Annotated in this window: 14 protein-coding genes and 1 tRNA gene; 4 read left to right on the top strand and 11 right to left on the bottom strand. The window is 27.5% G+C overall.

Translation table 11 applies throughout. The features are described 5' to 3' along the window. Positions 1-8: 8 nt before the first annotated feature. Positions 9-1,484 carry a Sau3AI family type II restriction endonuclease gene (locus CM240_RS04165; protein ID WP_044036765.1) on the top strand — a complete coding sequence of 492 codons (1,476 nt, stop codon included), beginning with the start codon at positions 9-11 and terminating at the stop codon, positions 1,482-1,484. A gap of 21 nt (positions 1,485-1,505) precedes the next feature. On the opposite strand, the gene dcm is transcribed toward CM240_RS04165, so the two are convergent. Next, on the bottom strand, positions 1,506-2,702 hold the full coding sequence (dcm, locus tag CM240_RS04160) for a DNA (cytosine-5-)-methyltransferase (protein WP_173400239.1): 1,197 nt from the start codon (positions 2,700-2,702) through the stop codon (positions 1,506-1,508). Positions 2,703-2,881: 179 nt separating this feature from the next. Here dcm and CM240_RS04155 point away from each other — a divergent pair, with 179 nt between their 5' ends. Next, positions 2,882-4,057: a hypothetical protein gene (locus tag CM240_RS04155; RefSeq protein ID WP_044036761.1), complete on the top strand. Its 1,176-nt coding sequence runs from the start codon at positions 2,882-2,884 to the stop codon at positions 4,055-4,057. A 99-nt stretch (positions 4,058-4,156) separates the two neighbouring features. On the opposite strand, the gene CM240_RS16740 is transcribed toward CM240_RS04155, so the two are convergent. The 8 genes from CM240_RS16740 to CM240_RS04120 all read right to left on the bottom strand — a co-directional run bounded on the left by CM240_RS16740 (position 4,157) and on the right by CM240_RS04120 (position 15,065). Further along, positions 4,157-5,359 carry a S24 family peptidase gene (locus CM240_RS16740; RefSeq protein ID WP_051483678.1) on the bottom strand — a complete coding sequence of 401 codons (1,203 nt, stop codon included), beginning with the start codon at positions 5,357-5,359 and terminating at the stop codon, positions 4,157-4,159. Between the two features lie 138 nt (positions 5,360-5,497). Continuing rightward, a complete protein-coding gene (locus CM240_RS16735; RefSeq protein WP_162148683.1) occupies positions 5,498-6,571 on the bottom strand; it encodes a UvrD-helicase domain-containing protein in 1,074 nt (357 codons plus the stop codon). 262 nt (positions 6,572-6,833) lie between these two features. Further along, positions 6,834-8,819, bottom strand: a complete 1,986-nt coding sequence (locus tag CM240_RS04145) for a serine hydrolase domain-containing protein (RefSeq protein ID WP_051483676.1) — start codon at positions 8,817-8,819, stop codon at positions 6,834-6,836. A 79-nt stretch (positions 8,820-8,898) separates the two neighbouring features. Continuing rightward, positions 8,899-10,194, bottom strand: coding sequence for an insulinase family protein (locus tag CM240_RS04140; protein ID WP_044036760.1), 1,296 nt, complete (start codon positions 10,192-10,194; stop codon positions 8,899-8,901). Between the two features lie 128 nt (positions 10,195-10,322). Then, positions 10,323-11,885 carry a radical SAM/SPASM domain-containing protein gene (locus tag CM240_RS04135; RefSeq protein ID WP_044036759.1) on the bottom strand — a complete coding sequence of 521 codons (1,563 nt, stop codon included), beginning with the start codon at positions 11,883-11,885 and terminating at the stop codon, positions 10,323-10,325. A gap of 125 nt (positions 11,886-12,010) precedes the next feature. Next, positions 12,011-12,211, bottom strand: coding sequence for a hypothetical protein (locus CM240_RS04130; protein WP_044036758.1), 201 nt, complete (start codon positions 12,209-12,211; stop codon positions 12,011-12,013). A 95-nt stretch (positions 12,212-12,306) separates the two neighbouring features. After that, entirely contained in the window at positions 12,307-13,935 is a 1,629-nt protein-coding gene (locus CM240_RS04125) for an ABC transporter ATP-binding protein (RefSeq protein WP_084485369.1), read from the bottom strand. A 386-nt stretch (positions 13,936-14,321) separates the two neighbouring features. Next, positions 14,322-15,065 carry a hypothetical protein gene (locus CM240_RS04120; RefSeq protein ID WP_044036754.1) on the bottom strand — a complete coding sequence of 248 codons (744 nt, stop codon included), beginning with the start codon at positions 15,063-15,065 and terminating at the stop codon, positions 14,322-14,324. 284 nt (positions 15,066-15,349) lie between these two features. Here CM240_RS04120 and CM240_RS04115 point away from each other — a divergent pair. Then, a tRNA-Asn gene (locus CM240_RS04115) sits at positions 15,350-15,424 on the top strand. A gap of 129 nt (positions 15,425-15,553) precedes the next feature. Here the strand turns inward: CM240_RS04115 and CM240_RS04110 are convergent. Then, positions 15,554-16,819: a WD40/YVTN/BNR-like repeat-containing protein gene (locus CM240_RS04110; RefSeq protein ID WP_044036752.1), complete on the bottom strand. Its 1,266-nt coding sequence runs from the start codon at positions 16,817-16,819 to the stop codon at positions 15,554-15,556. A 197-nt stretch (positions 16,820-17,016) separates the two neighbouring features. Then, on the bottom strand, positions 17,017-17,616 hold the full coding sequence (locus tag CM240_RS04105) for a hypothetical protein (RefSeq protein WP_044036750.1): 600 nt from the start codon (positions 17,614-17,616) through the stop codon (positions 17,017-17,019). Positions 17,617-17,893: 277 nt separating this feature from the next. Between CM240_RS04105 and CM240_RS04100 the strand changes: the two genes are divergently transcribed. Beyond that, positions 17,894-18,520, top strand: a complete 627-nt coding sequence (locus CM240_RS04100) for an HAD family hydrolase (RefSeq protein WP_044036749.1) — start codon at positions 17,894-17,896, stop codon at positions 18,518-18,520. The last annotated feature ends 1 nt before the right edge of the window (position 18,521 follow it).

Below are 18,521 nucleotides of genomic sequence, written 5' to 3'. Positions count from 1 at the left end.
AGAATTTTATGTACTTACCATATAATGAAACTGATGCCAAAAGTATTGAAAATTATGCGCAAAATCTTATTGGAAAAAGCTTTTCTGAGATTTTAGGTGAATATAATAATAATCTAAACCGTATATATGAAGATACTAGTAATTATGGTTCAACTCATGAAAATAAGAAACGAAAAGGTGGATTAGGTGAATTAATAGAAGAATGCTTTTTTCAATATAAATGCAATAATGATTCAAATCCTGATTTTGATAAAGCTGGTGTTGAGTTAAAAGTAACACCATATAAAATTAATAAAAATAAAAGTCTTTCTGCAAAAGAACGTTTAATTTTAACTATGATTGACTATTGTGAAGTTATTAATGAAGATTTTTATGAAAGCCATCTTTGGAAAAAATCAAATCTTATTCTGCTAGTATATTATTTATACTCAAAAGAAATACCTAATAGGTTAGATTACAGAATCAACTATGCTAAGCTATTTACCCCACCTAAACAGGATTTAGAAATAATTAAAAATGATTATAATATAATAGTTAACAAGATTAGAAATGGAAAAGCTCATGAACTCTCTGAAGGAGATACAATGTATCTTGGAGCAGCAACAAAAGCAGCTACGTCAGCAAATAGTAGGAAACAACCTTTTTCTGATATTCCAGCAAAGCCAAGGGCATTTTCATTTAAAGTTTCTTATATGACACATATTTTAAATACGTATATTGTTCCAAACAAAACAACATATGAACCAATAATTAAAAATGTTGATGAATTAAAAAATAAAACTTTTGAAGAATATATAATTAATAAAATAAATATTCATATTGGAAAATCTGATAAAGAATTATGTGAATTATTCAATAGGGAATATAATAATAATAAATCTCAATGGTGTGATCTTTCATACAGAATGTTAGGAATAAAATCAAATAAAGCAGAAGAATTTATAAAAGCAAATGTTGTTGTTAAAGCTATTCGCATAGAAAATAACAACTCTATAAAAGAAAGTATGTCTTTTCCGGCATTCAAATTTAAAGATATAATTAATGAAGAGTGGGAAGAATCTTCTTTATTTAATTATTTTGATAAGACAAAATTTTTATTTGTAGTATTTAAAAAGAATAATGATATATACGAGTTAAAAGGCTGTCAATTCTGGAACATGCCTTATAACGACCTAAATACCATTGTTTTTGATGGCTGGAATAAAGTTCGTGAAACTATAATCAACGGAGTTATACTTACTATAAAGGAAACTAAATCAAAAAAAATAGTACTTAATAATTTTCCTAAAAAAGAGGACAATCCTATTGTTCATATAAGACCACACACTCAAAGAAGCGCCTATCTCTTTAATGATGGAGTTATTATTGGTGATATCCATAAAGATGCAAACGAACTTCCTGATGGTAGATATATGACAACACAAAGTTTCTGGATAAATAATACATATATTCTAAGTCAATTAAATAAATCACTTTTAAAATAATAGGACTACAGTACTGTAGTCCTATATTTCACCATCAAAAATTTTATTTAATGTAAGTCCCATTCTTGTCACTACTCCAACAACTAATGCGTTACCCATACAAAAATATCTAAACTTTTCAGGCATACCAGTATTAGTCCAATTATCATCAAATCCTTGTATTCTTTCTGCTTCCATTGGAGTCAATAATCTTAATCTTTTTGTTTGTGGATCTTCTATAACATGTGTACTTCGATTTACACTTGATTCGCTAGTTAACATTGTTCTTGCAGGTTTATCAATAGAATCAGGGAATGCTATTGGTCCTTCTGAAAATACATATGAGTGACCAGTTTTACTAGTTCGTTCAATCTTTTTAGCTCCCTTTAAATATTTCCACTTTTCAAGTTGCTCACCAAGATAGTATCTATCATCTACATTCTCTTCAACTATTTCTCTAATAGTAATAGGTTCTTCATATTTAGGAATAGTTTTAACTGTAGAAATCTCTCCATTTATCATCAAACCTGAATTACAAAATTCATAATTGAAATTATCAGATATATCATATATATCTTCATAAATAAAATCCTTAACATTAACATTATCACATTCTTCTATAGGAAATGTAGTAGCAAAAAAACCTTTATGATTTATAATATCCTTATTAGATTTATTTTTCATAACTTTATAATACTGAGTATCATTTCTATATGCAAAAATAAAAATCCTTCTTCTTCTTTGTGCAAATCCATATTCTGCAGCATTTATGACTCTCCATTCAACACTATAACCTAAGTCATTAAAACATCCTAACATTACTGCAAAATCTCTACCTCTTTGTTTAGCAGGTGATTTTAATAACCTATCCACATTTTCTAATAAAACAAACTTCGGTGATTTTTTCTCCAATACGTCTCTTATTTGCCACCATAGAACTCCTTTAACACCATTTATCCCTTGAGCTCCTGTTCTAGCTACTGAATAATCTTGGCAAGGAAATCCCCCTACAAGCAAATTATGTTCTGGAATCTCTTCTTTATTAATAAGCGATATATCAACATTTACATGATTAGTTGTATTTCCAAAATGAGAACAGTAACAATTAAATGCATGTTGCAACTTTTTCCCTGGTTCCCATTGATTTGCCCAAACTGTATTCCATTCTTTTGATGCTTTTTCTAACCCTAGTCTAAAACCACCGACTCCAGCAAAAAGCTCACATACTGTTTTCTCTATAGCCATATTACTTTCTCCTTTTGAATTATTACCTCTAGTTATTATAATATATTTCTTAACAAAAAGAAAAATCAAATTTTACTATTTAATCATATTTTAAAACAAAAAACACTACTTTTCCTTTTAAACATATATTTTGTATAATATTAGTGTATAACTTTTATATTGAGGAGAAATATATGGCTGGATACATAATGAGTTTAAAAAAAACATCAAGTAAAAAAATAGATATTTTAAATCCACTAGAAACATGTATATCTAGAGGTGTATATTCTACAAATATGAGTTCTCCAATAAATAATAAGTGGAAAACTCATCATGAATCTACTTTTTCTGATTATGCTACAATGAAAGAAGGTGACAACATATATTTTTTTATTGATAGAAAAATATATGGCATTGGTACTCTTAAAAATATTAATAGAGATTGTAAATATAATAATTATACTTCTTCATCTCAACCAATAACTCCAGAATATTTAGACATTAAAAATGAATTATTAGTTGACTTAGGTGAAGAAAGTATAAATAATAGATGGATATGTACCTTTGAGCCAACTCCCTTCTTTTTCAAAAACGGTGTTGATATGGATGACGTTTTGTCTTCAAATCCATCAAAATTTAGAATGTTGAGAGCATTTTATAAGTTATCATTTGTTAAAATCGATGATGATGAAAATAAGGCATTAAAAGATATAATTCTTAAAAAAAACGAACAATTTTTATTAAACAACACAGCTAATGAAATTTTAAAATTTAATAACTCTACTCATAATAATATAAAGCTTAAACTTAATGAAAATAATTATACTCTTAATGTGGCTGATATTCTCTCATCTTGCAATGAAAATGAAACTTTAAGCCATGAAATGGCCTTAGAGGCGGGAATTCTTTCACAATTGTCAAATAAAGATTCACATACTGAAAGCATTTTTGGCAATTGGGATTATATATCTCATCAAGTAATTGCGTCTCCATTCAAGCCATTAGACTACATCGATAAAATGGACGTATTTGGCTATAAGTATATTCCTGGCTTTTATGGTACAATTTCCAAATATCTACTTATGGAATTAAAAAAAGGTGATGCTCTACCAATTGATATTGATCAAGTAATGAAATATGTAGATTGGATAAGCCAAGAATACTCTTATGGAGATTATTCGATGATTAACGCATTTTTAGTAGCAAAAAAATTTGATTCTTCAATTATTGAAGCCAAAAATAAATTTGCGCAAAGAAACTATATTGTTGGGCGAAGACCACCCAACTTCGATATTTGGACAAACCTTACATTAGTAGAATATACTTTTAATACGTCTAAAAATTTATTAGAGTTTAATATTATAGATTAGATACAATCTAAAGCTTAATAGTGTAATATATTTTTAAGCAAACCGTCACGTACAACTCCACCTAAAAAATGAAATTATACGTGACGTATTTTCTTACTTTTAACTTTTCAATATCCCAACCAATTTCCCCATTATCCTAAAGTCACCTTCTGATATATTAATTGGCTCATAGTTAGGATTTTCACTTATTAGAAGTACGGTACTTCCCATTGGCATAAACTTTTTAAGGGTGGTTGTCCCATTATAATATACCGCTACTATATCCATTGGATCTGCTGTACTAGCACTTTGTAGTACTACTAAATTACCATTATCTATATTGGCATTTATCATGCTGTCCCCTTTTACCTTTAAGATGAATAAATCCTTTTTATTTTTAACCCATTCACTTGGAAGTGTAAAGGATCCTCTTAATTCATCTACTATTTCTATAGGGATTCCTGCTGCTATATCTGCATACACTGGTATTTTCATCATATTATCTTTTATTACATCTTCATCGTATATAATTTCATTTATATTGTCTAAGTCTCTTTTAAAGTACTTTTCTTGTTTAGTTGATGTGTCAATATATCTATATTCTTCTACTGAGCTAGATAATATCATTGCATTACATACAGGAATATCTTTTATTTCATTAAAATCTCTATTTAGAAAAACTATATCTTTTCCATTAGTAGCAACACCAAATGGAGTTTTAGATACATTCATATATGACTTTAATTGATTTACTGCGTTAGATATATCTTCTTTTCTACTTTTTGTTTCTACCATTATATATGGTTCTTTTGTTTTACCGTTTAATACTACGATGTCTGCTTTTCCATCTCTCGAAAAATTCTTAAATGGATATTCTACTTTCAATAATTCTTTCGGATATCCATAATTATTAATTAACTCTTTTATCATCCATTGTCTTACTGATTCCTCTTCTTCTTCTTTTTGTTTTATTTCATTTGTAAATAAATATTCACTATATTCAACATTGTAATAAGTGTTTATCCTACTTTCGCTTTTAAGCAATAGTAAATTTTTATCTATATCATTAATAAACTTAGATGGCTCTCCATGAGAACAAAGGAATAATTTTTCTTCTGCTCTAGTCATTCCTACATACATAAGTTTTCTATCTCTAGTTTCTTCTAGCAATCTATCTTCCTCATTAGTTTCCTTAACTGGATATGGCATGAGATTGCTATTTAAATCTATTAATATTACTACTTTAAACTCTAATCCTTTAACAGAATGCATAGTTACAAGCTTTATCTTTTCCTGTTCAAAATCTATATCTTTTTTAAACACTGTTGCATCTATATTATTTTTAATAAGAAAATCTCTTAATAATTCTAAGTTTTTATTTATCCTAGATACTATTGCTATATCCTTTAATTCATAATTATTTCTTAATGCTTTTATCGTCCTTAATAGATATCTATTTCTTTATTCTTCATTATTAAAATGAGTATATATAGGATATTCTCCCCTCTTATCTAATAATGATGGTTTTACAAAGTTTTCATCTTCAACTATATTAATATCTTTTGATAAAAGACTATATGCAGCCTCTGCTATCTCTGTAGTAGTTCTATAATTTTTAGATAACCTAGACCCTTTCCCCGTCATATCATATCCTATAGTTTTAAAAGATCTTTCTTTTACTAACCATGCTTGTGGATATATACTTTGAGCTACATCAGCTAAAAATAATATAGAACTATCTTCCTTATCACTTCTTAATATATTTATAAAATCAAGCTGTACCTTTGTTAAATCTTGAGCTTCATCAATTATAATATGCTTATATCTTTTATGATTTTTATACCTTTGTATCTGATCTAGTGCAATAATATTAGCTGTAAATATATCTACCTTATTTTCTTTCATAAGCAATTTATCAACTTCTTCCATAAGTCTAAAAATTGCTTCCCTACTTTTAGAATTTCTATTCAATCTACTAGGTCCATCATTATTACCTATTGATCTTCCAGTTCTAAAGCAATTTTGATATTTTTCCAACGTAATATACCTACATGCCTTAATCCAAGCAATTTCATCTCTTAAAAACTTAATATTATTTTCATTTAATATAGATGATTCTCCAAAAGTTTTTCTTACATTATAAATCCCTTGCTTCATAATAGCCGGCTTTATTTGCATTTCCAAAATCAAATCTTTACCGTTTTCATTACAATATGCTTTAAAATATCCATACATAATAGAATCTATGGTAGATACCTTTATGTTCTTATCACTATTATTATCAAAAAAACTTATATTCTGATTTTCCTTAAGTTCATCTTTAGTTTTTTTGTACAAATACTTTATGTATGTTTTTAATGAATTATTATACGTAAGAAATAAAATCATATCATCTTTATCGCAAACGTTATCAAGAAGATATGATGCTCTACATACACCTACTGTTGTCTTACCTGATCCAGCAATTCCACGTATAACTTGATGTCCTACATTTTTGCTATTTACCAATTTTTGCTGTTCTATATTTAATCTCATAAAACCAACCCCTGAATCTCTCTTAATATTAATTATATTATTAATATGCTTATTTTTTCCTTTGTGATTATACATTTTTATTATATTCTACCATTTTTCTTGATAATTTTCTATATTTTAGCGTTATCAACATAATATTTCAAATATAATAAAACGCCACCTACAATTTCACTCCCAAAATGAAATTATACGTGACGTACTTTTTATTTAAATATTCTCTTAAATAAACTAGATTTAGCTACTGTACCTTCTATCTTCACCTCTACATTTCTATTGTTACCTTAATCTCCGCCCCTTTCTCTCCCACCACAGCAACATAATCACCTACTTTTAAAACTGCTGACTTCTCATTATAAAAATGGAAATTGTGCGTTGTTTCACCATTAGCCTTATAGATAATAATATTTGTTTTATCTTCTAAATCTGCAGCTATTCTTTTTCCATCAAGTTCTGAAGGAACAACAAACCACTTAGTATATCCATCCTCTTCAATGGCGATTTTATCTATACTACTAGTTAATGTATTAACGCCATCTTGAGACATATAGACTATTCCGCCGTTTTCAACATACTCTATACCATTTTTCTCTACAAATTCACAATCATATATATCACTACCTATAACTCCTGGTATCTTTAGTATTGCTTTGCTATTATTATTATCAATAATTTTATTACTACCATTAACATAACCATTTACATTCTCTTGAAACCATATTCCTAATCCATATTGATAAAACTCTGATCCATAGCTTTCACTTACTGTAAGGTATAGTTTATTCTTTCTTTTATCCCAAGACTCCTTAACTTCATCACTTAAAGAATTGTTTTCTATCTTTTGACCTATATACTCACAATAAGCAAATTCATATAACCCATCTCCAGCTCTGTATATACGTCTTTCCATATAAGTTTCTCCATTTTTTTCTTTTACAAATCTTATTCCCATAGAGCCATCTTTTGTTTGAAAAAATCCTGAATAGGTATGGTAAAGAGTTATATCGTAACCATAATCATTATAATTTAATGTTCCATCAGAATTTATCTTAACATCATAATAATTATTTTTGCTGCCATATAGACCTGAATGTTCTTTTAAATACTGAGGCATATACTGACTTCTTTGATAATCTAACTTAGCCTTTGGTAATCCTTCCTTTATAATTCCTTTCTCTTTAAGAAGTTCCAATAGAGAACTTACTGCGAAGTATTGATTATTTTCAAAACTTCCGCCTGAGGTTATTACTGTAACAGATATATCATACTCTGGAATAGCTACAGCATAAGACTTATAATCCAAAGTTTCTCCTGATTTACTTAATGCTTTTATTCCATATCTATTGAAAGGGAAAAGTTTAACACAATCCCAGCCTAAACCAAATCCCCAAATATTATCATTATCATCAATGGGCCAAACACCTTTTAAATATTCCTTCTGCCCCATAGCATCAACAGAGTTTTTACTTAATATTTTACTATCTCTATTGGTTATATCACTAATAAACTTGCATGTTTCTTCAGCTGTAGAATACATTCCACCCATGCCTATTTCCATAAAGTTTTCTACCGGTTCTACTCTTCCTGTATATTTATCATAAGCTTTGGCTATTTTACTTCTATCAAATTCATCTCTAGGTGTTTTAGTATTTTTCAGTGCCAATGGTCCAGTAATATTTGCTTTTATATACTGTGTAAACTCCATACCACTGACTCTCTCAACTAAAATTTGCGCTAGGGTAAATGAGTCATTAGAATAAACTGAATACTCTCCTGGTTCTGCTTTTAAATTTTGTTCTGCTAACTGATCCAGAAATGAATCATATCCGTACATATCATTGATTTCCCTAAAAGACACATTTCCTTGTGTAGTTCCCATAAAACCAGCTGAATGATTTAGTAACATTCGAACTGTTATCTTTTTATAACGTTGATCTTTCATCTTAAAATTAGTTATATAATTTGTTACAGCGAGATCTAAATCAACCTTTCTTTCATCCACTAACTGTAAAACAGCTACAGTAGTATAAAGTTTACTTATAGAACCAATACCATAAATACTATTATTATCAGCTTTAATATTTTTATCTTTATCAGAAAAACCAACAGCATCTGATATTATTATTTTATTTCCTTCACTTATTGCATATTGAATACTAGCTGTACTTGAATTTTCATCCTCAAGAATCGCATTTGCTTTTTCTTTTAATATAATTTTTAAATTATCATAGTTTGATATAGAAGCACTCATATTATTATTTACCTCCAATACCATAGCATTAATAATTTTGGTAAAAAGAAATAAAATAATTAATACCACTAAAAACATTTTATTTCTTAACTTTACTTATTCCTATATCATTATATGCCCCTCGTATAAATACCATTCTACTTTTACTATCTAAAATTGACATCATACAATTATTTAAATCATCTATACTAATTTCATTAATAAGTTTACTAATTATCATATAATCATCTTTAATTAAAAGAATAGCCTCTTTATTAAAAAAATTATGTATATACTCTTTTGCTATATCTTCTGCATCCACTTCTTCATTTACTAAAATATTTAAAATACTCTTAAGAGTTTCTTTCTCTTTCATAAAGTCTTCTTTATTAATACCCTGTTTTAAAATTCCCCTTATGATGGTTAGATATTTTTTCTTCCACTCTCTTTCTTTAATCCCTTTACAAACAATAATATAATAATCACTACCGAATATATTCCTTCTATCAGTACATATAACGTTAGATATACTATTATTAATTTCTTTATATTTAGTTAAAATATATTGTTCTAATATTCTATCAAAAAAATATCTTATCAATCTTCCTCTAATTTCACTGTCATTACTCTGAAATCTATAATATGCTTTCAGTACATTGTTCTTACTTCTTATATCTTCCAATAATAATTCTTTATTTTCTTTATATCCAATAACATCCTTTTTCCTATATTCAATAAAATTTTCTTTAGATTTACTTGAATTAAAATTATTTATTAATATATTTTCTACTTTAAAGATATCTATATTACCTATTATTAATATCGATAACTTATTATATATAAAATTTTTTCTATGAACTTTTATTATATCATCTAAAGATATATTCTTTATTATACTATCTTTACCCATTGGTAATATACTCTTTTTACCATCTGTTATAAATTCTATAATCTTTTTTTGCAACTCATTTCTAATAGAAAAATCTTCGCATTCTTTTATTACAAGCTTTTTCACTTCTTGAAAAACTTCATCTTTTATGATTTCTCCACTGATAATCTTATTTACGAGATACAAGCTTTTTTCTATTGGATTTTTTTCGTCTCTTGTATATATTTTTAATACTGTTCTATCAAAATCTGTATATCCTGTGCATATATATTCTTCCCCATTAATAATTCCCACTGGTGTATGAAACCAATCTTTCTCATTATATTTTCCATAAGCTAAACACATATGTTCTAGCAAATGAGTAATACCATTCTCATCATCTTTTTCATAATTTACACCGCCTTTATTTAGTAATATTACCCTTAGTTTATTCTCCCCCTCGCTACTATAAAGATAATAACTCATCCCATTTTCTAAATTTCCTGTTAATCTATTAATTCCTATCATATTTACCATCCTTTAAGGTATTTTCTTTCAATATAGTAAAATTGAAAATAGGCTATCTAACTAAATTTAGATAGCCTATCTTTCTTAAATTCTTTTACTATAGGTTTATAGTTATATAATGTTAAAACTTATATAGTTTCAATTTCATTTAAAATATCTAGCTTTTCTGGATTTGTTTCTAAAATATAGTGATATAGACTTAATCCATCTTCTATTGAATCTCTTACCGAATCACATCTTGAGTTCTTATATTCTTTATTAAAACCATCCTTAGTATAATTTTCTGCATAACATTTATAGCACAAAGCAGAAGCCCAACACTTTGAACATTCTTCAATAGATCCATTTGAATAATCTTCTATATAATATTTTTTAATCTTATCAAAATCCATACCATCATATACATTGCCTATACTTGGAGAATTTCCTATTCTTTCACATAGATAAAAATCTCCTTTTGTATCTACATAAAGCCTTCTACTTCCTGGAACACAACAACCATTAAAATTTTGTTTAATAAGTGGCTCTTTTGATATTCTTCTATTATGAATTCCTAAAAGTCTCTTTTGTATTCCACCCATTGTTATCATCTTCGTATCATCTAATTTAAGATCAAATTCATCTATCTTTTCTTTACTCCATTCATATAAAGTGTTTATCAATTTTCCTTCCTTTATATATATAGGATTCTCTAAAAGTTCTTGTATTGCACTGCTATCTTTTATACTACCATCAGATGGATATGTAACATTTATATCTGTACTCTCTGGCAACCAAGATAACTCTTGAAAAAACCTGTTAACCTTTTCAGCTTTTTCAAAACTATATGGTGGGGCAAATACTCCATTGATACTAATTGTATTAGTATCATTCTTTTCAAAAGCTTGAACTAAATATTTAAGTCCTCGTATTGCATCATTAAAAGTTCCTCTTCCATCTACGTATTTTCTATAGCTATTTTGAACCTCCTCTGGTCCATCCAAACTACAGAGAACTGTCAAATTATCTACTGTGCTTAAATATTCTGCTATTTCCTTTGTAACTAAAGTAAGATTAGTAGTAAATGAGAAAGTAACCGTTCTGTCTTTTATAGTTTCTTTAGCATATTCCATAGACCACTTTAATAATTCAAAGTTTAACAAAGGCTCTCCACCATAAAAAGTTACTGCTACCTCTCCATTAGAATGCTTTATTGTATAATCTATTGCTGCTTTAGCTACTTCTTTATTCATATCATTAGAATTAAAATTTCTATTTCCATCATAATCATCATTATATATACAATATCCACATCTTAAATTGCACTTTCCGGTCAATTCTAATATTACTTGTTTTAAATCGTTATTAACGATGTTTTCTAGGTTTTCACAGTGATTTCTAGTATATAACCTTTCCATCTTAGGAGCTAAAAACAAATTTTCATCTTCAATAATTTCTTCTAATTGATCCAATGCTTTTAAATGTTTATCACCTAAAGTTTCAACAAAGTCATCCCAATCCATTCTGTTTTCTCTATCAAATAAGAAATTAAGAATCTCATAGGCCTCATCATCTAATTGCAATACTTTACTTGTTCCTAGATCATAAAAATAATGTATATTCTCTGTTTTAAATAGTTTTCCTAATCTAAAAATTTCATTTGACTTCTTTAGATCAAATAAACTTTTCAATCTACTTGCAGTACTCTCCATTTTATATTCCCTCCTTCTAAAAAATTTAATTTATATAAATATAACTTATGTTATTAATATTTAAGATTAAGCTATCTAACCTAGGTTAGATAGCTATCTCAGAAAACTTTCTGAAAATTGTTTTACTATAGATTATGGTTATAAGTATAATTAGTTGAACCATAGCTACATGTACATACAACACTATGACTCCAATAACCACCATCATAAGCTGCTGAACGAGGTGATGAACTACTACCTGCACTACAGTGACATTCACAAGAATAATTTGCTTCTGTGTACACCTCATCAATATTTTTATTAAATGGATTTACTATTCTAGTCATTCCTTCTTCCCCCTTTCTAAATCTTATATATGAACATTACCTTAATTAATATTTAAATACTAAAAGGTAACGAACAAATCAAATAAAAACTCATTCTAATTTGTCACATATGACTCAGATTGCATACTATATAACTTTTCATATAACCCATTGCTTTTAGATAACTCCTCATGTGTTCCTTGTTCTATTATTTCTCCATCCTTTATTACTAATATCTCATCAGCCAACTTTACTGTAGAAAATCTATGTGAAATTAATATACATGTCCTACCATCTATGATTTCTTTAAAGCTTTTAAATATTTCATATTCTGCTACTGCATCTAATGATGCTGTGGGTTCATCTAATATTAAGATAGATCTATCTGCCATAAATGCTCTAGAAATCGCCAGCTTCTGCCACTGACCAAGTGATAAATCTACACCCTCACTCCATTCTTTTTGAAGTTGAGTATTATATTTATTAGGAAGATTTTCTATAAATTCAGCAGCACCAGATTTTTTTGCAGCTTCCATAATATAATTTATGTTATCTATTTCATCGATATTTCCGAGCCCAATATTTTTTGCCACATCTAATGGATAACGTAGAAAATCTTGAAAAACTACTGCAATATTCTTATATATTGACTCTCTATCATAATTTTTTATATTAATACCATCTATATAAATATCACCTTTATCAGGCAAATATAGCATACTTAATAGTTTAATTAATGTTGTTTTCCCTGATCCATTCATTCCTACTAATGAATAAGTTTTATTTGCTTGTATCTTCAAATTAATATTCTTAAGAGCATATTGATCTTTGTTAGGATACTTAAACCATACATTTCTGAATTCTATTTCTTTAAATTCTCGGTTAAATATGATTTTTTTCTCGTTAGATATTTTATATTTAGGTTGCAATTCTAATATATTGAATAGGCTTTTCATATATAACTCATTCTCATAAAGCTCACTTACTATATTAAGTATTGTAATCATAGAATTTTGCACTGTATCAATTCCTGATATATACATAGTTATACTACCTATAGAAGCTTTCTTATTAATAGACACCAATATTGTATATAGTTTTATAGCATATGAAATCATATTTTCAAAAGTTATTCCTAAAGCAAAACTCTTTAAAAATTTCTTTCGCACTACCTTATCCTCATCAATATATTTCTGATATACATCTAACATAAAGTTTTTAAAGTATGTACCTATACCAAAAATCTTCATCTCCTTTATATTTTCATTCTTTATAAAAATAGAACGAAGTTGCATAACTAACCTTCTTTTCTCTAATCTCTCGTTATACAATGAAAATTCCTTTTTAGATGCACTTATACTGATATAAAACATCGGTATAGTAGTGAAAATACATAAAATTATTATTATTGGATTGAACGTTAAGAATATTGTTATTGTTCCTATTAATCCTATAACATTTTTTATTAGTTCAATTAATATAGATAAAAACTCAACAGATCTACTAACAGATTCATCATTTACTTTTTGTAAATCATCATAGATTTTTGCGTCATCAAATTGTATTAGATCTAATGTTGCTATCTTTTCCATAGTTACTTTTGATATATACTTATTTAAATATTCCGATAACATCTTTTTTAAATAATTAGTTACATAAGTCAAAAGATTTTCTATAATAATTACAAATAAATATATAGCTAAAAAAAATATAATTATATCTACATTGTCTCCATTTTTTTTCAAAGAAAGTGTTATAGTATCAATTAATTCTTTCCAAATTATTAATTTCCCTGGAGCTATTAGTCCTATTAATACGTTTACAACAAATAAAAGAAATATATATATCTTGGAGCATTTCCATAATACTTTAATCGTTTTAATAAAATTACTTAGATATCTCTTAATACCCTCACTTCCTTATATTTAAATTTATGTAAATGTTTTCTATATTTTTATAATACTCCCTATCTATTTGTATTTCAATACTTTTTATAAATTTTTATTTTTCAATGTATATTTAGATTTCATTTTATTTATCCACTTATTAATATATTTTTTCTGCCAATAGTACATATAAAAAGACTGTAGAAAGTTCCCCAATATACTTTCCACAGTCTTTTTCCTAAATCTTATTTTCTTATAAATCTATTTATAACGAATAATGCACCAGAAGCTATAGAACCTAGAAAAACTTGTAGCGGAAGCTTGCTATTATCTCCAGTTTTAACTCCAGCTATTGTCTTTGTTTCTTCTGTATCTTCTGTATCTTCGCTGTCTTCTTCTACATCACTTACACCTAAAGTACCTTCTTCTATTTCAGTACTATCTCCATCTTCATTTACTACAGGTGTTGAAACATCAGTATTTGAATCTTCATTTTCAGATGAAGTCTCATTATTATCAACTGATGGTGTTGTTGTGTCTTCTGTATTATCTGGCACTACTGGTGTTGTTGTATCTTCTGTATTATCTGGTACTGATGGTGTTGTTGTACCAGAGTCAGGTTTTGTTGTATTTGAGTTTCCAGAGTCAGGCTTTGTTGTATTTGAATTGCCACAGTCTGGTTTTGTTGTACTTGGTTTTGAATTGCCGCAATCTGGTTTTGTTGTGCTTGGTTTTGAACTACTGCAATTTTGATTCGTTGTGTTTGGTTTTGAATTACCGCAATTTTGATTTGTTGTGTTTGGTTTTGAATTACCGCAATTTTGATTTGTTGTGTTTGGTTTTGAACTACTGCAAGTAGATTTTGAAACACTACATCCAATTGAAGTACTTAAAGTGCTATAACTACTAGCCAATGCAGTGTTAGAAACTCCTAATAATACCGTTGCAACGGTTGTTGTACAAATTAGTTTTCTTAAATTTCTTCTCATTTACTTTCTCCTCATTTTCATAAATATTTTTGTTTATATTTATCCATGTAATTAAAATATATCCTTTACGTATATATAATACCATTAATGAGATATTTTGTAAATATTTAAAGAAAAAACTTTTTATTTGTAGAATAATGTAATATTAAATTTATTTAATATATTTTTTAAGGAGAAATCTATTCTATAAAATAATTAATTTTCTCACTGATATTTTCATAAATTTTTTTAAGAAAAATTGTTGACAATTTTTCAAAACACGATATAATAGATATTGTCACTGATCCGTAGTAGCTCAATGGTGGAGCATTCGGCTGTTAACCGACAGGTTGGAGGTTCGAGCCCTCTCTACGGAGCCAAAAGATAGATTCAATTTTGAATCTATCTTTTTTTATTTCTATATCATAAATATATTTACTTCCATTTAATAAAGCGTCATAGGACATTCTACAGCGCTATTTTTACTTCATTTATTTAATCAAATCCTACTAATCTCCATCGCTGGTGGTATTAGAAATTTTTAAAAACTCCCACTTATTTCCACAATCTCTAGAAATATATATTCCTTTGCAATTACCTTTATAGTCACCATCGGCACCTTGTCCAACTTCCATATAAAGAAAACCATCTTTTTTATATACTTTTTCTGGATAATCAAAATATTCTATATCTATATCTATAGAACTATTATTATTTCTTGCTGATTCATTATAATTAATTTCTTCAAAAGTATATCCACCATCTTCACTTCTATATAAATAGCCATTTTTTCCGCCATTGGTAGCCAAGGATATAAAACCTAACTCTTCATCAATAAAAATCATAAAAGCTGCTTGTCCCATCTTATCTAATGGTTCATAGTTTACCTCGCCCCAAGTATCTCCATCATCTTCACTTATATATAATCCATATTCTCTACTTCCAGCCGCTGCAGCAATTATTTTTAAATAATATCTTACATTATTATTTAACTTATATACAACTTCTCCATTATCTAAGATTTCAAATTCTCCACTGCTCATATTCATAGATGCATCAACATTAATTCTATCTTCACCATTATAAGCTTTTCCATTAATCTCATTTATATCTTTTACTAATATATATCGTTTTGGAGTTATTATTTCTTCCTTCTCTGGTATGTATAGAGACATTGACGCTGTTGATATAGTATTTTCTAAAGCCTCTTCTTCCCTTTTATCTCCCTTACCATTAACATATATAATTCCTTCTGTTCCTGCCTCCCATTTTCTATTTCCATAAAATAATATTCCATATTCTTCACTATCCCAGTTATACACTGCTTCACGTAAATTTATTCCTTTCATAATATCTAGTAATGTTTCTATTTCACATTGATCATCTATTTCCCTATTAGCGATATTATATCTTACCTTAATTTTTTTAGAAATTTCCCTATTGTAATACATATCATAAAAAATAGTTTCCCCCTCTTTATTTACTCCATATAATCTACCTTTTATAAATGTGATTATTCCATTAGCCTTAAATTTCATTGAAATGTTATTATCTTCATCTACATATAACTGTTCTGGCATTTCTATCTCATCCCTAATATCCTCTAAAACTCCTTGAAAATTTGTCTTATACATGTTGTTGTTTTTTAACTTTAACGTCGTTTCTGTATACTTATCACTTTTTACTGTTTCCGCGCCACTACAACCTTGTAATAAACTACCAACTAAAAATGTCATTAAAAGAACAAACACTATCCTATTTCTTATCTTATTCATTTTCTATCTTCTCTCCTAACACTATAAGAATCACCTCTTATTTTAGTATATTTTACCATAAAAATAGCTATTGCCGGCGAATTTTAATTCGTCAGCAATAGCCATCTATTTTACAATATATTTATATTTCTTCAGTTAAATTATATTTATCATAACTTTTAATTAACTTCGGTTTAATTTTAAATATCTAGTCAATGCTAGACATGTTTTTGATTCAACTTTAACTTTGAAATTTCAAAACTATTATATGATGATATCATATCTACTTTTTCTAACTTATCCTCAATGTTGCTTAACTTATCAGATAAATCTGATAAGTTAGAAGTTTGTCCTTCTATTCTACTTACTTTTATATCTACCTTATCTACTTTTTTACCTATTTCTGATATATCTACATTTGAATTTGTACTTATAGCTTCTTCTGTTCTAGTTGATCCATTAAATTTCATATCCATTAATTGTTGTTTTATAATCGATAAGTCATCTTTCATATTTACCACATCTTTATTTTCATTTGGCACTTGTTCAGTATTACTTATCATCTTTCCATTTATACTTGTAATATCTTCTTTAACTTCTGAAAGTTCTTGTCTTATAACAGATATTACTCTACTATCCCCCGATGTATTTTGATTAACAGCTGTAATATCCTCTTTTATACTAGCAATATCCTCTTTTACAGTAGCTATCTCTTCCTTTAAACTTAATATATCCTGATTCATACCTGATATGCCTTGCTTAACACTTGTTATGCTCTGTTGAATATTTGTTAATAAGTTAATCATTGTTTCTTCCATTTTCGATACCTCCGTCATTATTCTCTCAATTATTACAATTACTATGAAAAATAATGTATGTATTATTCATTTTTCTTCATAAAATAAAATTCCATATAAACAATTTTATGTAATTTTATTATATAATATAACAATACCATATATCAATAGTAATTGTTTCAACTTTTTTCGACTTTTCTTGTAATATACTTTTTAACTTGATTTTATTCCACATATAGTAAATTTATAGAAATATATGTTATAATCCTGGTATAATAATTTTTGTGAGGTATATATTATGAACATCGATAGTATTATTTTTGATTTAGATGGAACACTTTGGAACTCCATAGAAGGAGTTTGCAGTGCATGGAAGACAGTATTAGATACCTACCCTGAAATAAATAGAGTTATAACACCTAAAGATATGGAAAGCTGTATGGGACTAACAGTAGATACAATAAGAAAGAAATTATTTCCCGATTTAGATGAGGATATGCAAATTCAGATTATGAAAGAATGTTGTGATTCAGAAAAAATCTACTTAGGTAAACATGGTGGAAAATTATATCCTAATCTAGAATGTACCCTTAAAAAGTTATCTAAAAAATATAAACTATTTATAGTAAGCAATTGCCAAGATGGTTACATACAATGCTTCTTTGAAGCTCATAACTTAGAAAAATATTTTATAGATATAGAATGTTCAGGATCAACAGGGCTTTCTAAAGGAGAAAATAATAAGCTGATTATTGAAAGAAATCATCTACAAAACCCTGTTTATGTAGGTGACACCATCGGTGATAGAGAATCAGCTATTATAGCTAATATTCCTTTTATATATGCTAGATATGGCTTTGGTGATGTTGATGATTATGATTATGTTATCGATAATTTTGAAGAAATTCTTTCACTTAATCTATGAT

The organism is Clostridium bornimense, assembly GCF_000577895.1.
Lineage (GTDB): Bacteria > Bacillota > Clostridia > Clostridiales > Clostridiaceae > Clostridium_AN > Clostridium_AN bornimense.
This window is presented reverse-complemented; position numbering and strand designations above follow the sequence as displayed.